We start from the raw sequence: 15,662 nt of genomic DNA on the forward strand, positions 1-15,662 counted from the left end.
GCGCCTGATCCGTGTGATCAGGCGCTGGCCTTGAGTTTGGCTTCAGCCGCAGTGACGGCTGCATCGGCGGTGATGCCGAAATGTTCGTAGAGTTCCTCATAGGGGCCCGAGGCGCCGAAGGAATTCATGCCGATGAAGATGCCGTCGGAACCGATGAAACGGTCCCAGCCCATGCGGATGCCGGCCTCGATGGCGATCTTGACCTTGGAATTGCCGACGATCGCCGCCTTGTAGGTGTCGTCCTGGTCTTCGAACAGTTCGAAGCTCGGAACCGAGACGACGCGGGTGGCGATGCCCTTGGCTTCGAGTTTTTCGCGGGCTTCGACCGCGAGCGAGACTTCCGAGCCGGTGGCGAAGATCGTCACGTCCGCGTCGCTTGCCGAAATCAGGTCATAGGCGCCAAGAGCGGAGAGGTTTTCCTCGGTGTGTTCTTCGCGCACGGTCGGCAGGTTCTGGCGGGTCAGCGCCAGGCCGCTCGGCCGCTTCTGCATTTCCAGGGCCAGCTGCCAGCACTCGGCCGTTTCCACCGCGTCGGCAGGGCGGAACATGACCAGATTGGGGATCGCCCGGAGTGCGGCCATGTGCTCGACCGGCTGGTGGGTCGGTCCGTCTTCGCCCAAGCCGATGGAATCGTGGGTCAGCACGTGGATGACGCGGATACCCATAAGCGCTGCGAGGCGGATCGAGGGACGGCAATAGTCCGAGAAGATCAGGAAGCCGCCCGAATAGGGGATTACCCCGCCATGAAGCGCCATGCCGTTCATCGCAGCCGCCATGCCGTGCTCACGGATGCCGTAATGGATGAAGCGGCCGCCGTAATTGTCAGCGGAGAGCGGCTTGGTCTGGCTGGTGTCGGTGTTGTTCGAGCCCGTCAGGTCGGCCGAGCCGCCGATGGTTTCCGGCACCACGCCGTTGATGACTTCGAGCGCCATCTGCGATGACTTGCGGGTGGCGACCTTCGGCTTGTCTTCCGACAGCTTCTTCTTGTGCTTGTTGATCGCGGCGTCGAGCCCGCCGGGAACTTCGCCCGAGAAGCGGCGCTCGAAGGAGACGCGGGTCTCCGAGGGTGCTTCGGCCAGACGGGCCTCCCAGGCCTTGCGTTCCTTGACGGAGCGCAGGCCGGCGAGGCGCCAGGCGTCCAGAACGTCCGACGGCACGGTGAAGGCTTCTGCTTCCCAGCCCAGTGCCTTGCGGGTGGCGGCGATCTCGTCCGGACCCAGCGGCGAGCCGTGGGCGGACTTGGTGCCGGCCTTCGTCGGCGCACCGAAACCGATGGTCGTCTTGCAGGCGATCAATGTCGGCTTGTCGGATTTCTGCGCGGTCTCGATTGCGCTGGCGATCGCTTCGGGGTCGTGACCGTCAATGTCGAGGGTGTTCCAGCCCGATGCCGCGAAACGGGCGAGCTGATCGGTGGAATCCGAAAGCGAAACAGGTCCGTCGATCGAAATGCCGTTATTGTCCCAGAAGACGATGAGCTTGTTGAGCTTGAGATGGCCCGCCAGCGAAATCGCTTCCTGGCTGATGCCTTCCATCAGGCAGCCGTCGCCCGCCAGCACATAGGTGTAGTGATCCATCAGGTCTTCGCCGAACTCGGCGCGCAGATGCGCCTCGGCGATCGCCATGCCCACCGAGTTGCCGATGCCCTGGCCGAGCGGGCCGGTCGTCGTCTCGATGCCGGCTGCGTGACCATATTCCGGGTGACCGGCGGTCGGCGCGCCGAGCTGGCGAAAGTTCCTGATATCCTCGATGGAGATATCGTCGTAGCCCGTGAGATAGAGCAGCGAGTACAGGAGCATCGAGCCGTGTCCGGCCGACAGGACGAAACGGTCGCGGTCAGCCCAGTTGGGCTTCTTGGCATCGAACGTCAGGTATCGGGTGAAGAGTACGGTTGCGATATCCGCGGCGCCCATGGGGAGGCCGGGGTGTCCGGAGTTTGCCTGCTGGACAGCGTCCATGGACAGAAACCGGATCGCATTGGCCATCCGGTCGTGTTTTTCGCGTGAAGCCATGCGGTCAGCCTTCTGCTTCCTGTTGTGACTTGAATCCTCCCGGGGCACCCGTCACAGGTGTTCTCCCGAGGGACTGTGGGAGCGGCGAACACATAGCAGGTGCCGCACCGGAGTCAACAAATCGGCAGGTGGCTCGAACTGTCACCCTATGTCTCTTCCCGCTCCCTGAGGTGCGCCATTATAGAGACCCCCGCCGGGTTTTCGATGCCGAGTTTTGACGCAGGGGCCGCAAAAGCGCCGTGCCGGTGCGGCACAGATTGGGGACAGCGGTCAGGCTTTGTTGACGCTGGCTTTCAGCGATGAATAAGGTAATCGATGCAAACCACGGTCTTAAAAGCGATTCGGCCGCGACCGTCTGTCCGGGACGCCCATGATAAGCAGTGAAAAGACAGTGAAAACGGCGCTGGACTCGCTGAACAACGCGCTGCAAAGGCTGGAAAATGCCGTCGATAGACGTGCCGAGAACAGCCGCAACGCCGAGGAGGCGGCCGCGGAACTGTCCCGCATGCTCGAGGACCGGTCGCGTCTTGCACAGGAACTCGACCAGTCCGAGCACCGGTCGAACCGGCTGGAGGAAGCCAATCGCGAGGTCTCGCGCCGGTTGGTCACGGCAATGGAGACCATTCGTGCGGTTCTGGACCGCTGAGTTTCGCTTTCGGGATTAGGGCATGGCACAGGTCACGGTCAATATTGATGGAAAAGCCTATCGCATGGCTTGCGAGGAGGGGCAGGAAGATCACCTGACCGATCTCGCCGGCCGCTTCGACCGTTATGTCAGCCACCTCAAGTCGCAGTTCGGCGAAATCGGCGATCTGCGATTGACGGTGATGTCGGGCATCATGGTGATGGATGAACTGCACGAGGTGCAGACCAAGCTGCGCGGGCTCGAGGCGGAAGTCGAAACGTTGAAGAAGACCCGCGACAATGCGCTGTCCAAGGCCGAGCGGACCGACAGCGATCTGGCGCTCGCGCTGACCGAGGTCACCGGTCGCATCGAGGCGATCGCGCTGAAACTCAACAGCTGAGGCGTCGCGGCGCTAGGCCGATTTCTCCCTTATCTCGTCCAGCGCGACAACGAGCTTGTCCGGCACCATGTGCAGAAGCTGCTGTCCGGTGTTTTCCAGTTCCTCGTAGCGGCAGTCCGGGATCATTCGCGCGGCCAGGCGGGCAATCTGCGGATTGACCGCCGGATCGCTGGCGCCATGCAGCACCACGGTTGGTATCCTGATCTGCGGCAGCAGGCCGCTCCAGTCGTGCCGGCTTGCGGCGGTGTCCGCGAGGAAAGCCGTGGCTCCGGAGATGCTGGCGTGGCGGGCTCCGGCGTGAAGGAGTGAACGGATGTCCAGGTCCTCCATCGCCTTGCGGTCGGCGGGCGACCGCTCGGAGAGGGCCGCGAGATAGCGCTGCGCCCCGCCATAGCGAAGATAGGCCACGCCGGTATGGGCGATGAACTGGTGGGCTGCCCAGGATGTCAGTCCCGATGACATGGCGAGTTTCTGCACCGCGCCGATCGGCACCAGATGCTCGGCGATCTGCAGCGGGAAATAGGTCGAGCAGAACACGATCCCCGAGACCTCGTCGGGCCAGCGGGCGGCATATTCGATCGCCGCGTGGCCGCCGAAGAGATGGCCGAGAAGAACGGGCTTGTTGAGCCGGAGCTTGCGGGCGACCGCATGCGCGTCGTCGAGTGCTGTGCGAAAAAAGTCGCCGTCACGCGGGGCGCGCGCCGTCGCGCCGTAACCGGGCCTGGAAATGCCGATCAATTCGTAGCCCGCGCTTCGCAGGGCGTGCTGCGTCCGGTCCGACAGCTCGGGCCCTTGCAGGAGCCCGTGGAAAAGGATGACGCTGCGGCCCGGCTCCCTGGCTCGGCCATGGGCAGGATAGTGGACATAGCCGACTTCACGCCCGTTGATTTCCTCGATCTTCCAGACGGAAGGATTGTGAGCGAAGGTGATGTCGCGCTTGGCCCGGCTCATCGCGACGGCCGCTGGGGGCGGCGCACCCGACAATGCGGCCAGGCTGGTAATGTCCTTGATCACCTGGACGGCTTCGACGCGTGAGGCAACGCCGAGCTTGCGGAAGATCGACTGCGTCTGGCTCTTGACGGTATCGACGGAGCGTTGACGTTCCCTGGAAATCTCCACGTTCGACCGCCCGATGAGCATCAGCTCGAGAACCTCAGTCTCCGAGCGCGACAGGCCGAGGCTGCGCCTGAGCATTTCGGCGATGTGCTCCCCCCAGTTGGCGGCGGGCAGGGTGACGGTCACCACGTCGGGCGTGTGAAAGCGCGAAAGCGAAACGAAGCCGCCATCGTCGGGCAGGCGGACGAAACTGCGCATCTCGCCATCGGCCTCGGCGGCCAGTTCGTCCGGCTCGGGAGCGAAGAGCGCGATAACCGCCTTGGTCACCGGCCCGGTCAGTTGTTCCAGAAGCGCGGTTCTTGCCCTGCCGATGTCGCTGACGGAGCCGCCGGCATGCATCTCGGGAAACTGCTCGCGCAACGAGATGCCCAGGCTGCCGAGGTCGCCATAGGCCGTACGGGCGGATTCCGATTGCGCGACGACGCGTAGAGCCCGGTCGAAGACCAGCTTCAGCGCGGGGCCTTCCACCAGCATCTTGTAGCGGAATTCCGCACCCGGCGAGAGCGTGCGGGCCAGTTCGTTGGCAATGCGAAAATGGCTATCGATCTCGCCACTGAAAATGGGCTGGCCGGAACCTACCGTCAGGAACGCCTCGAGATCGCGCATGAGTTCTGTGAACTCCTGCTCGCCGTTGAAATAAGAGTAGATTGCCTCGATTGTGCGCGGAAGCGCCGCCCCCTCGACGGATTCCATTCGTCTCGTCCTTGCCCCATCTTTGACGGAAACCGGCCCGACCCCATCCGGTTTCCATTCCAACCTTATAGTCGCATCGACGTTTCCGGAATAATAAAATTCATCCCTTTCTGCCGGTACGGGCCTGGACGATCAAGGGGGGGGCGCGTTTCCCGGTCACGCCGAGGCCTTGGTCTGGAGCCGCGATCGACCCGGCATAGCCAGATCGGGCGCGTACATCTCCACGCTCTGAAATGGGCGGGAGAGGGACTGTCCCCCATTGGCGCGGGGGCTGGGATCACCTATATAGGGATCACGATCTGCGCTTCCCGACAGGACACTCAATCCCCGGGGCCTTACTCGATCCTTAGGGAGCTGTCCCTGTCCGGGCTCGTGGGCCTGGACACACGGCGCCCACCTACATTGTAGGCATCCCGGGATCGTAAACGTTCATCGGTCGCCGTGGATCGTACTCCAGCTTTCGCATAGCGTCCCTTTTCACGGGGATGAAACCAGAAGGGCCGCCCGATCGATCGGACGGCCCTTCTGCTTTTTCTACCGGTCTTTACGCGGTCATTCGGCGGGTGCGGTTTCCGCACGGTTCGCATTCTCGCGGACCATCTTCCGGTTGAACAGACGCTGGATGCCGACGAAGAACAGCGGCACGAAGACCACGCCCAGTATCGTCGCCGAGAGGGTGCCGCCGAAGACGGCAGAACCGACGGCGGTGCGGCCGCCCGAACCGGCACCCTTGGAGAGAACCAGCGGCAGGACACCGAGGGTGAAGGCCATCGAGGTCATGATGATCGGGCGGAAGCGCTGCCGGGCCGCTTCGGTGACCGCATGAATCAGGCTTTCGCCTTCCTCGAAGCGGTCGCGGGCGAACTCCACGATCAGGATGGCGTTCTTGCCTGTCAGTCCGATCACGGTCAGCAGGCCGACCTGGAAGAAGACACCGTTTTCGAAACCGCCCAGATGGGCTGCCAGGAGCGTGCCGAGGACACCGATAGGCATGGCGAGCATGACGGCGATCGGAATGGCCCAGCTTTCGTAAAGGGCGGCGAGGCAGAGGAAGATGGCCGCCAGAGACAGCGCGTAGAGAAGCGGTGCCTGACCGCCCGATTCGCGTTCTTCAAGCGAGAGGCCGGTCCAGGAGAGGGAAAAACCGCCTGGAATCTGTGCGACCAGCCGTTCCATTTCGGCCATCGCCTCGCCGGTGGTCACGCCGGGAGCGGGACTGCCCTGGATCTGCATGGCCGGAATGCCGTTGTAGCGGGTAAGCCCCTGCGGCCCGAACTGCCAGCTTTCCGAGGTGAAGTTGGCAAACGGGACGAGATCGCCATTGGCATTCCGCACGCGCCATTTGCGCAGATCCGAAGGTGTGGCGCGCGATTCCGCCTCACCCTGTACATAGACCCGCTTGATGCGCCCGTGATCGTTGAAGTCGTTGACGTACTGGCCGGCCCAGGCAATCTGCAGCAGATTGCCCACATTGGTCGGCGAAACGCCCATGGCACCGGCGGCGCGCCAGTCGATGTCGAGATTGAACTGGGCCGCATCTTCCAGACCGGACGGTCGGGCAGAGCCGATCAGCGGGCTCTGGGCCGCCATGCCGAGCAGCTGGTTGCGCGCATCGAGCAGCTGTTCATGCGTCTGGTTGCCCTGGGCCTGCAGGTAGAAGTCGAAGCCCGAGACGTTGCCGAGTTCCACCACCGCGGGCGGAACCACGGGGAAGACCATGGCGTCACGGATTTGCGAGAAGGCGCCGAAGGCGCGTCCCGCCACGGCCTGAACGCTCTGGTCCGGACGCGGGCGTTCTTCCCAGTCCTTCATCCGCACGAAGGCGAGACCCATGTTCTGACCCTGTCCGGAGAAGGAAAAGCCGACGACGCCGAAGGTCGATTCGACGTTCTCCGCCTCGGCATTATGGAAGTGGTCCTCCACCTGCTTGACGACCTCGAGCGTGCGCTCGGCCGTGGCACCCGTCGGCGCCTGGATGAGCGTCAGCATGATGCCCTGGTCCTCATCCGGCAGGAAGCCGGTGGGCGTCTGCATGAAGAGCCACACGACCGCGCCGCCGAGCGCGAGGTAGAGCACGCCGACGCGCAAGGGGCGGCGGACGACATAGCCCACGGTGCTGCCGTAGCCGCCCGTCACCTTGTCGAAGAAGCGGTTGAAGTAGCCGAAAGGCCCGCGCTTGGTATGGGAGGCATCCTTGGTGCGCAGAAGGGTGGCGCAGAGTGCGGGCGTCAGGGTCAGCGCGACGACCACCGAGAGCAGCATTGCCGACACGATGGTGATGGAGAACTGGCGATAGATCACCCCGGTCGAGCCGCCGAAGAAGGCCATGGGAACGAACACTGCGGACAGGACGAGCGCGATGCCGATCAGGGCGCCGGTGATCTGGCTCATCGACTTGCGCGTCGCCTCGCGCGGCGAAAGTCCCTCTTCCTCGATGATGCGCTCGACGTTCTCGACGACAACGATGGCGTCATCGACCAGGAGGCCGATGGCGAGCACCATGGCCAGCATGGTCAGTGTGTTGATCGTGAAGCCGAAAAGCGCGAGCACGCCGAATGTGCCGAGAATGACGACCGGCACGGCAAAGGTCGGGATCAGGGTGGCGCGGATGTTCTGCAGGAACAGAAGCATCACGAGGAAGACCAGCACGATCGCCTCGATGAGCGTCTTGACCACCTCGTCGATCGAGATCTGCACGAAGGGCGTGGTGTCATAGGGAATGACGTAGCTCACGCCTTCGGGAAAGTACTGCTCGAATTCGCTGATCCTGGCCTTGACCAGCTCGGCGGTATCGAGCGCGTTGGCGCCGGCGGCGAGCTGGATGGCCATGCCCGAGGAAGGTTTGCCGTCGAAACGGGCGATGGTCGAGTAGTTTTCCGCGCCGATCTCGACGCGGGCCACGTCCCGCAGCAGGACCAGGCCGCCGTCGGCCTCGGCCCGAAGGACGATGTTGCGGAAATCATCCGGCGTCGAAAGGAGCGATTGCGCCGTGATCGTCGCGTTGAGCTGCTGACCCTCGACAGCCGGCAGAGTGCCGAATGCGCCGGCTGAAATCTGCGCGTTCTGTGCCGAAACGGCGGAAACGACATCCGACGGCGTCATTTCGAAGGCGGAGAGCTTGGCCGGATCGAGCCAGATGCGCATGGCGTACTGTGCGCCGAAGACCTGTACGCCGCCGACGCCCTCGATACGGCTGAAAGTGTCGACGAGGTTGGAGTTCATGTAGTCGGACAGGTCGGCCTGGTCGAGCTTTCCGTCCTCGGAGATCAGTGCGATCACCATCATGAAGGATGAGGAGGACTTCTGCACGCGCACGCCCTGGCGCTGGACCGTTTCAGGCAGCAGCGACGTCGCCTGGGCCAGCTTGTTCTGCACCTGGACCTGCGCGGTATCGGGATCGGTGCCGGTCTCGAAGGTCAGGGTGATCGAGGCGGTGCCGGCGGAGGTGGAGCTCGAGGACATGTAGCGCATGCCGTCGAGGCCGGTCATCTGCTGTTCGATGATCTGGGTGACCGTGTTTGCGACCGTCTCGGCGGATGCGCCGGGATAGGTCGCCGAAATGGTGACCGACGGCGGTGCGATCTCGGGATACTGGGCGATCGGAAGGGTGAGGATCGACAGGAGGCCGATCCCCATGATGAGGATCGAGATGACCCATGCAAAGACGGGCCTGTCTATGAAATAACGCGCCATTGTGCTGCTCCGGCTCTTTCAGTTCACTCGGCGGCGGCGGATTTGTCCGCGGCAGCCTGTTCCGGTTCGGCCGGAGCTCCGGTTTCGGCGGTGCGCTCTTCCGGGGTGACGGTCGCGCCGGGGGCAATCTTCTGCAGGCCCGCGACGATGAGCTTGTCGCCGGCCGAAAGTCCGTCGGTGACAACCCAGCTGCTGCCCTGGTCGCGCCGGATGGTCAGCTGGCGCTGTTCGACCTTGTTCTCGGCATTGACGATCATGGCGACCGGCTGGCCGCGGCGGTCGCGGCTGACGCCTTCCTGGGGCACGAGGATCGCATTCTCGAGAACGCCCTGGGGCATTTCGACCTGCACATACATGCCCGGCAGAAGAAGCTGGTCGGGATTGGGGAATTCGAGACGCAGCACCACCACGCCGGTGAGCTCGTTCACGTACGGCTCGGCGGCGGACAATTTGCCCGTCTGTTCGTATTCGCTGCCATCGGCGAGATGAAGCGTGACGGTTTCGTCGATGTTGTTGTCCTCGTATCCGCCGCCGTTGCGGCGCCAGGACAGGATCTCCGCCGACGACTGGGTGACGTCGACATAGACGGGGTCGAGCGCACGTATGGTGGTGAGCGCGGTGCCCTGGCCGGACGTGACCAGCGCGCCTTGCGTAACCTGGCTGAAACCCGCTGTTCCATCGAGCGGAGCACGGATCGTGGTGCGTTCGAGATCGATTTCGGCGGACAGCTTGTTGGCTTCGGCGACCTGCACGGCGGCGGCTGCCGTCTGACGGGCGGAATTGGCGCTGTCAACTTCCTGCTGCGACACCACGGACCGATCGAGGAGAGCCTTCTGGCGATCCGCCTCGCGCTCGGCATTTTCCAATGTGGCCTCTGCCTGTGCGAGGGCTGCCCGGGCCGCTGCGACCGACGCCTCGTAACTTGCCGCGTCGATCTTGTAGAGAACGTCACCCTTCTTGACCGCCGAACCTTCCTCGAACAGCCGCTCGGTGATGATGCCGGACACCTGGGGGCGAACCTCTGCGGTGCGCGATGCGGCCACGCGGCCGGGAAGGTTGGACGTCAGGGTGGTATCCTGGGCTTTCAGCGTGACGACGGTCACGGCCTGCGGCGGCTGCTCGCCACCTGCCTGCTGGGCGCCGGCCGGAGAGGAGACGACGAAAGTGGCTATGGCGACGGCGGCAAGCCGCGCGGAAAGGGGGCGAATATGCATTATGGAGCTCCGGGAGGGCGGGAGATTTCTGAAATTTGTCGCTTATCACTAAGAAAACGGGGTAGTTTTGTAAAGCGATTTGTGCGATGCAAACTGAGAACGGGAGGTAGAAAATCTTACCATGAATCGCAAACATCCATGCTGTGCCGAAGGGTCTGTCCGGAAAGGGCGGCCCGTCCAGATGGAAGCCGGAGAGCGTCGGGACCTGATCCTCGATGCGGTGGAGACGTTCATGGTCGAGTGCGGGCTGGCGCGTACCAGCATGGATGCAGTCGCCAAGCGCGCCGGAATGTCGAAGCGAACGGTTTACGAGGTGTTCGACAGCCGGGAAACCCTCTTTTCGGAATGTCTGGTGCGCCGCTCCCAGCTCATGCTTGAGCCGTTGACCCCGGCACAGAAGGCGCTGTCGCTTGCAGAACGGCTCGACGGGCTCTTTACCTTCAATCTGTCGCGGACGTCGGCCCGTCAGTCGGTCGAGATGCTTCGGTCGGTGATCTCCTCGGCGCGCGAATATCCTTCGCTCGGACGGCAGATTCATCTCGTCTGCATGGGACGTCTCTACGACATGGTGGAGAACGAACTGGTGGTGGAGATCAGGCGCGGCGCGCTTGCGCTGAAAGTGCCGGATGCCCGTATCCATGCCGTACTTCTGACCGACATGGCCCTCGAGAGCCCGCTGCGGCTCCTGCTCGATCCGGATGCAACCCTGGAGGATACGCAGGACAAGGCGGCGCGGCGGAAGCTGGCCATCTCGATTTTCCTCAAGGGTGTCGGGGCGCGCCCTCACGAGTGACAGGGGGCATGGGGATTTCTTGCCCCGGTCCGATCCGGTTCAAACATTGACAGCCCGGGCTTTGCGTCGCACATCTCCGCTGTACGGATGTGGAGAGACGTCATGCCGGATGGCGGCAAGGCCGGGAAGAACCAATTGCGCAAAACTGCGCTGGCGCGCCGCGACGCTCTGCCGATATCGCAGCGCATCGAGAAAAGCCTCGCCATGGCGGATGCCGCCGGCCGGATTTCCTTCGATCCCGGCACGGTGATTTCCGGCTTTCTTCCCATTCGGTCCGAGCCTGACCTCCGGCCGCTGATGGCAGCTCTTCGCGATCGGGGCGCGCGGCTTTGCCTGCCTGTCGTCCTCGATCGCGAGACGATCGTCTTCCGCGATTTCGTGCGTGGTGAGGGGCTGGTCGATACCGGTTTCGGCACCGTCGGCCCGGGGGAAGGCGCGGAGGTGCTCGATCCGGACATCATGCTGATGCCGCTCGCCGGGTTCGATGCGGCGGGCAACCGGCTCGGATATGGCGCCGGACACTACGACCGCGCGATCGCCCGCCTCCGCGTGCGGAGCAAGAGCGTCAGGCTGATCGGAACGGCATTCGAAACCCAGTTCGTCGAGGCCATTCCCGCCGAAGATCATGACGTTCCGCTCGACGAATTGATCACCGAGACAGGTTTGCGTTCCTTTTCCACACGCGTATAGAGACTCCCCTAAAAAGGTTAGGACGAGACATGAGACTTCTGTTTCTGGGCGACATGGTCGGCCGCTCGGGCCGCAACGCGGTCTTCGACAAGCTTCCGGGGCTGATCAAGGATCTCAAGCTCGATTTCGTGATCGTCAACGGCGAGAACGCCGCGGGCGGCTTCGGAATTACCGAGGACATCTTCAAGCAGACGATCGAGGCCGGCGCCGACGTGGTGACGACCGGAAACCATGTCTTCGACCAGCGCGAGGCGCTGTCCTTTGCCGAACGCTACGACACATTCCTGCGCCCGGCGAACTTTCCTGCCGGGACGCCGGGACGCGGATCCAACCTGATTACCGCCCGCAACGGCGCGCGCATTCTGGTTGCCAACATCATGGGGCGTGTCTTCATGCATCCCGATCTCGACGATCCCTTCGGCTGCGGCGAGAAAATCCTCGACGCCTGTCCGCTCGGCGAGCAGGCCGATGCCGTCGTCTTCGATTTCCATGCCGAGGCGACGTCCGAGAAGATCTGTTTCGCGCATTTCGTCGACGGACGGGCGAGCTTCGTCGTCGGTACGCATACCCATGTTCCAACCGCCGATGCGATGATCCTGAACGGCGGGACTGCCTACATGTCGGATGCGGGCATGTGCGGCGACTACGATTCCTCGCTCGGCATGGACAAGGAAGAGCCGCTCAACCGGTTTATCACCCGTCTTGCCAAGGGCAAGTTCGAGGCCGCCAACGGCCCGGCCACCATCTGCGGTGTCGGTGTGGACATCTCCGACCGCACCGGGTTGGCCGAAAAGATCGCGCCGCTCAGGATCGGTCCGCGTCTGGGCGAGACCATCCCCGAATTCTGGAACTAGACGCCCTGCAGCACCACGATCGTCGGACGGCGGGGTAGGCTTTTCAGCGACACGGCAAAGCCGTCGTCCAGCCTATAGTCGGTGGTGAAACCCTCACCCATCATCGTGATGAAATCCGAAAGCGGTCGTCCCCGCCGGTGCATGGGAAGCACGATCGAGGTATGGAGCCGCTTGAGGATGTCCGTCATGGCGGAATGGCTCAGCGTCAGTCCGCCGTCGACGGGGACCATGACGATGTCGAGCCGCCCGATTTGTGCATAATGGGTGTCCTCGAGCGGATGATGCAGGTGGCCGAGATGGCCGATGCAGAGATCGGCAACCTCGAATATGAAGATCGAATTGGCGTCCGCCTCCATCGCGCCATAGGCGCGGATGTCGGTGGTGACGTTGCGGATATAGACGTCGTCCACCACGAGATCGTGATCGGCGGGCCGGGCCTCCGATCCCCATCCGGGCAGGACATGTTCGATCCCCTCGTCGGGCGTCAGGGTGAAGTGGCTCGAATGGGCCTTGTTCATCGTGGCGACGCGGGGAATGTATCCGCCGCTGGACCAGTCGCTGTAATCGGTGGCGATCGTCACGCCGGCGGGTGTGGTGATCACATAGGTGGAGTGTCCCGCATAGCGGATATGGACCTCGCCGGAGCCGGCAGCTTTTCGTACGGGAAGCGGCGCGTCGGGGGAGAGATCCGCATAGGTCGCACCGGGAAGGGCCCGGGCCAGCGCCATGCACTGGCTTACCGGCGCAACGGCATCCTGCGCGCGCGCGGTCCCGCCCTGTACAAGTGTGAAGAAGGCGGTTGCGGTGATCGCGGTTGAAAGGAGGGCATGCATGGCGTGTCTCCCGAACCTGGTCCATCGACCGTTGTGTGCAGGATAGCAAGGGCTGCCCCCGCGTAAAGCGTGGCAAGCGCGATCTCACCTCGTTGTGATCGGCGCCGGTTTGTGGTCGTCGCGCGAAGCTCTTCCGCCGCCCTTCTGGACGAATGGCGGCAAGGCGCTTATAAGGCGGGCCGATTGCAAAACGAGACCATCGGGACCGACATGGCAGGCCATTCACAATTCAAGAACATCATGCACCGCAAGGGCCGGCAGGACGCCGTGCGGTCGAAGATCTTCTCCAAGCTGGCGCGCGAAATCACCGTCGCTGCCAAGATGGGGGCCCCGGACCCGGACATGAATCCGCGCCTGCGTCTGGCCATCCAGAACGCCAAGGCGCAGTCCATGCCGAAGGACAATATCCAGCGCGCCATCTCCAAGGCTGCCGGCAATGACGGCGAAAACTACGACGAAGTGCGTTACGAGGGCTACGGTCCGGGTGGCGTGGCCGTCATCGTCGAGGCGCTGACCGACAACCGCAACCGCACCGCATCCAACGTCCGCGCCGCCTTCACCAAGTCCGGCGGAGCGCTCGGTGAAACCGGCTCGGTGGGCTTCATGTTCGACCGCGTCGGCGAGATCGTCTATGCCGTCGACAAGGGGAGCGCCGACGAGATGATGGAAGCGGCGATCATGGCCGGCGCCGAGGATGTGCAGAGCGACGACGAAGGTCACACGATCATCTGCGCCTTCGAGGATATCGGCGACGTCTCCAAGGCGCTCGAGGAGCAGCTCGGGGAAGCCGAATCCGTCCGCGCCATCTGGAAGCCCCAGACGACCACGCCGGTCGATGAGGAAAAGGCTGCTTCCGTTCTGCGTCTCATCAGCGTCCTTGACGACGATGACGACGTGCAGAATGTCTACGCCAATTTCGAGGTCGATGAGGAAACCATGGCCAAGCTTTCGGCCTGATCTTTCCGACTTCGTCTTGCAGAAAAGCCGCCGGCGCGATCCGGCGGCTTTTTCTTTTCCGGTGAGCCGGCGAAAGCGGCATCGGCAGCGTGTGTTATCGGGCCGGCAGCGTCTCGCGCATCTTCCCGAACAGCTCGACGGATTTCAGCCGGGCTTCGAGTGAATAGATATGCATCGAGAGGATGATCTCGTCGGCGGCAGTCATGTCGATGAACCGCGTCATCTTTTGCTTTGCCGTTTCCGGTCCGCCGACGACCGCGTAGCGCAGCGTGTGCTCGACGGAGATCTTTTCCATCTCGTTCCAGTAACCGTCCATCGTTTCGAGCGGCTTGGGCATCTTGCCGCGGGCGTTGCGGCGCATGTTGACGAAGTTCTGCTGCACCGAGGTGAAGTGGTAGGCGGCTTCCTCGTCGGTGTCCGCCATCACGCCCATGGCTGCGGCGATCACATAAGGCTTGTCGAGCTGCGCCGAGGGGTGGAAGGAGGAGCGGTAGATGTAGAGCGCCTCCTCGATGAGGTCGGGCGCGAAATGCGATGCGAAGGCGTAGGGAAGGCCCAGCGCTGCCGCGAGGTGTGCCGAATAGAGGCTCGAACCCAGAAGCCAGATCGGCACCTTTGCGCCCATGCCGGGCACTGCGATCAGGCGCTGATCCTCCTGGCGGTCGCCGAGATAGGTCTGCAATTCGATGATGTCGTCGGGGAAGGAGTTGGCGCCGGTTTCCAGGTTGCGGCGCAGCGCGCGGGCGGTGTTCATATCGGTGCCGGGCGCGCGACCCAGACCCAGATCGACGCGGCCGGGGAACATGGCTTCAAGCGTGCCGAACTGTTCGGCGATCACCAGCGGCGCATGGTTGGGCAGCATCACCCCGCCCGAACCGATGCGGATCGTCCTGGTCGCATGTCCTGCCTCGGCGATCACCAGCGATGTGGCCGCGCTGGCGATTCCTTCCATGCCGTGGTGTTCGGCCAGCCAGAAGCGGGTGAAGCCGGCATCCTCCGCGGCCTTCGCCATGGCGCGGGTCGCCGCGATGGCCTCGCCGGCGTTCGAGCCGTCAATGATCGGGCAAAGGTCGAGAATGGAAAATGCGGTCATGGGAGATGTCTTTCAGGAACGAGGTTGGACCTCAATGTAGGTAGCCGGGCCAGCCAGACAAACCCCGCGCGCCCATTCAATTCCGTTTTCTGTTTGTTCACATTTCGATGGAAAGCTCCGCCCGACAAAGTTAGGGTTCAAGCATGACTGAAGCGATTCGCATCATCGGTATCGACCCGGGGCTCAGGCGCACCGGCTGGGGGATCGTTGAAAGTCTCGGCAATTCCCTGCGCTTCGTCGCCTCCGGAACAGTTCGTTCGGACGAGAAGCGCGATCTTGCCTCGCGGCTTCACCAGCTCTTCGAGGGGCTGGAGGAGGTCATCCATACCTATCGGCCCTTCGAGGCGGCGGTGGAAAACACGTTCGTCAACAAGGATGCGACGGCCACGCTGAAGCTCGGCCAGGCGCGCGGCATCGCAATGGTGGTGCCGGTCCGTGCCGGGCTTCGGGTTGCCGAATATGCGCCGAACGCGGTCAAGAAGAGCGTTATCGGCGTCGGCCACGGCGACAAGAAGCAGATCCAGATGATGGTGAAGGTGCTCATGCCTCGGGCCGAGTTCGACACGGACGATGCGGCGGACGCGATCGCGATCGCGATCTGCCACGCGCATCACCGTGCCTCTCCCGCATGGCGCATTGCGGCGGAGTAGGCTTCGCCCGCCGGCGCAAATGTTCTTGACTTGTTCCGCTGG

The 15,662-nt window shown here is 63.3% G+C and carries 13 protein-coding genes and 1 other RNA gene; 8 read left to right on the forward strand and 6 right to left on the reverse strand.

The window, feature by feature from the left end:
* Positions 1–17: 17 nt before the first annotated feature.
* Complete coding sequence (gene tkt, locus E2A64_RS15395) at positions 18–2,009, reverse strand: transketolase (protein WP_133285379.1); 1,992 nt, start codon at positions 2,007–2,009, stop codon at positions 18–20.
* A gap of 370 nt (positions 2,010–2,379) precedes the next feature.
* Between tkt and E2A64_RS15400 the strand changes: the two genes are divergently transcribed.
* Positions 2,380–2,655 (forward strand): DUF4164 domain-containing protein, encoded by a 276-nt coding sequence (locus tag E2A64_RS15400; protein WP_133285380.1) that lies wholly within the window; start codon positions 2,380–2,382, stop codon positions 2,653–2,655.
* 22 nt (positions 2,656–2,677) lie between these two features.
* Positions 2,678–3,034, forward strand: a complete 357-nt coding sequence (locus E2A64_RS15405) for a cell division protein ZapA (RefSeq protein ID WP_133285381.1) — start codon at positions 2,678–2,680, stop codon at positions 3,032–3,034.
* A 12-nt stretch (positions 3,035–3,046) separates the two neighbouring features.
* On the opposite strand, the gene E2A64_RS15410 is transcribed toward E2A64_RS15405, so the two are convergent.
* Entirely contained in the window at positions 3,047–4,843 is a 1,797-nt protein-coding gene (locus E2A64_RS15410; protein WP_133285382.1) for an alpha/beta fold hydrolase, read from the reverse strand.
* 293 nt (positions 4,844–5,136) lie between these two features.
* On the opposite strand from E2A64_RS15410, the gene ssrS reads away from it, so the two are divergent.
* Positions 5,137–5,295, forward strand: a non-coding RNA gene (gene ssrS / locus E2A64_RS15415) — 6S RNA.
* 100 nt (positions 5,296–5,395) lie between these two features.
* Here the strand turns inward: ssrS and E2A64_RS15420 are convergent.
* Positions 5,396–8,536, reverse strand: a complete 3,141-nt coding sequence (locus E2A64_RS15420) for an efflux RND transporter permease subunit (RefSeq protein ID WP_133285383.1) — start codon at positions 8,534–8,536, stop codon at positions 5,396–5,398.
* A gap of 23 nt (positions 8,537–8,559) precedes the next feature.
* Positions 8,560–9,750, reverse strand: coding sequence for an efflux RND transporter periplasmic adaptor subunit (locus tag E2A64_RS15425; protein WP_133285384.1), 1,191 nt, complete (start codon positions 9,748–9,750; stop codon positions 8,560–8,562).
* 121 nt (positions 9,751–9,871) lie between these two features.
* On the opposite strand from E2A64_RS15425, the gene E2A64_RS15430 reads away from it, so the two are divergent.
* The 3 genes from E2A64_RS15430 to E2A64_RS15440 all read left to right on the forward strand — a co-directional run bounded on the left by E2A64_RS15430 (position 9,872) and on the right by E2A64_RS15440 (position 12,087).
* On the forward strand, positions 9,872–10,543 hold the full coding sequence (locus tag E2A64_RS15430; protein WP_133285385.1) for a TetR/AcrR family transcriptional regulator: 672 nt from the start codon (positions 9,872–9,874) through the stop codon (positions 10,541–10,543).
* Positions 10,544–10,645: 102 nt separating this feature from the next.
* Positions 10,646–11,233: a 5-formyltetrahydrofolate cyclo-ligase gene (locus E2A64_RS15435; protein ID WP_133285386.1), complete on the forward strand. Its 588-nt coding sequence runs from the start codon at positions 10,646–10,648 to the stop codon at positions 11,231–11,233.
* A 29-nt stretch (positions 11,234–11,262) separates the two neighbouring features.
* Positions 11,263–12,087 carry a TIGR00282 family metallophosphoesterase gene (locus E2A64_RS15440; RefSeq protein ID WP_133285387.1) on the forward strand — a complete coding sequence of 275 codons (825 nt, stop codon included), beginning with the start codon at positions 11,263–11,265 and terminating at the stop codon, positions 12,085–12,087.
* On the opposite strand, the gene E2A64_RS15445 is transcribed toward E2A64_RS15440, so the two are convergent.
* Positions 12,084–12,920, reverse strand: coding sequence for an MBL fold metallo-hydrolase (locus E2A64_RS15445; RefSeq protein ID WP_133285388.1), 837 nt, complete (start codon positions 12,918–12,920; stop codon positions 12,084–12,086). The genes E2A64_RS15440 and E2A64_RS15445 overlap by 4 nt on opposite strands.
* Before the next feature lie 210 nt (positions 12,921–13,130).
* Between E2A64_RS15445 and E2A64_RS15450 the strand changes: the two genes are divergently transcribed.
* Positions 13,131–13,877, forward strand: coding sequence for a YebC/PmpR family DNA-binding transcriptional regulator (locus tag E2A64_RS15450; protein ID WP_133285529.1), 747 nt, complete (start codon positions 13,131–13,133; stop codon positions 13,875–13,877).
* A gap of 94 nt (positions 13,878–13,971) precedes the next feature.
* Here the strand turns inward: E2A64_RS15450 and E2A64_RS15455 are convergent, their stop codons facing one another.
* Positions 13,972–14,970, reverse strand: a complete 999-nt coding sequence (locus E2A64_RS15455; protein WP_133285389.1) for an LLM class flavin-dependent oxidoreductase — start codon at positions 14,968–14,970, stop codon at positions 13,972–13,974.
* Positions 14,971–15,113: 143 nt separating this feature from the next.
* Between E2A64_RS15455 and ruvC the strand changes: the two genes are divergently transcribed.
* Positions 15,114–15,620 (forward strand): crossover junction endodeoxyribonuclease RuvC, encoded by a 507-nt coding sequence (gene ruvC, locus E2A64_RS15460; RefSeq protein ID WP_133285390.1) that lies wholly within the window; start codon positions 15,114–15,116, stop codon positions 15,618–15,620.
* Positions 15,621–15,662: the final 42 nt, after the last annotated feature.

This window comes from Pseudohoeflea suaedae (assembly GCF_004354915.1).
Lineage (GTDB): Bacteria > Pseudomonadota > Alphaproteobacteria > Rhizobiales > Rhizobiaceae > Pseudohoeflea > Pseudohoeflea suaedae.

Coding starts and splice junctions, on each gene's coding strand:
- tkt (WP_133285379.1), bottom strand. CDS start 2,009: ATGGCTTCACGCGAAAAACACGACCGGATGGCCAATGCGATCCGGTTT.
- E2A64_RS15400 (WP_133285380.1), top strand. CDS start 2,380: ATGATAAGCAGTGAAAAGACAGTGAAAACGGCGCTGGACTCGCTGAAC.
- E2A64_RS15405 (WP_133285381.1), top strand. CDS start 2,678: ATGGCACAGGTCACGGTCAATATTGATGGAAAAGCCTATCGCATGGCT.
- E2A64_RS15410 (WP_133285382.1), bottom strand. CDS start 4,843: ATGGAATCCGTCGAGGGGGCGGCGCTTCCGCGCACAATCGAGGCAATC.
- E2A64_RS15420 (WP_133285383.1), bottom strand. CDS start 8,536: ATGGCGCGTTATTTCATAGACAGGCCCGTCTTTGCATGGGTCATCTCG.
- E2A64_RS15425 (WP_133285384.1), bottom strand. CDS start 9,750: ATGCATATTCGCCCCCTTTCCGCGCGGCTTGCCGCCGTCGCCATAGCC.
- E2A64_RS15430 (WP_133285385.1), top strand. CDS start 9,872: ATGAATCGCAAACATCCATGCTGTGCCGAAGGGTCTGTCCGGAAAGGG.
- E2A64_RS15435 (WP_133285386.1), top strand. CDS start 10,646: ATGCCGGATGGCGGCAAGGCCGGGAAGAACCAATTGCGCAAAACTGCG.
- E2A64_RS15440 (WP_133285387.1), top strand. CDS start 11,263: ATGAGACTTCTGTTTCTGGGCGACATGGTCGGCCGCTCGGGCCGCAAC.
- E2A64_RS15445 (WP_133285388.1), bottom strand. CDS start 12,920: ATGCATGCCCTCCTTTCAACCGCGATCACCGCAACCGCCTTCTTCACA.
- E2A64_RS15450 (WP_133285529.1), top strand. CDS start 13,131: ATGGCAGGCCATTCACAATTCAAGAACATCATGCACCGCAAGGGCCGG.
- E2A64_RS15455 (WP_133285389.1), bottom strand. CDS start 14,970: ATGACCGCATTTTCCATTCTCGACCTTTGCCCGATCATTGACGGCTCG.
- ruvC (WP_133285390.1), top strand. CDS start 15,114: ATGACTGAAGCGATTCGCATCATCGGTATCGACCCGGGGCTCAGGCGC.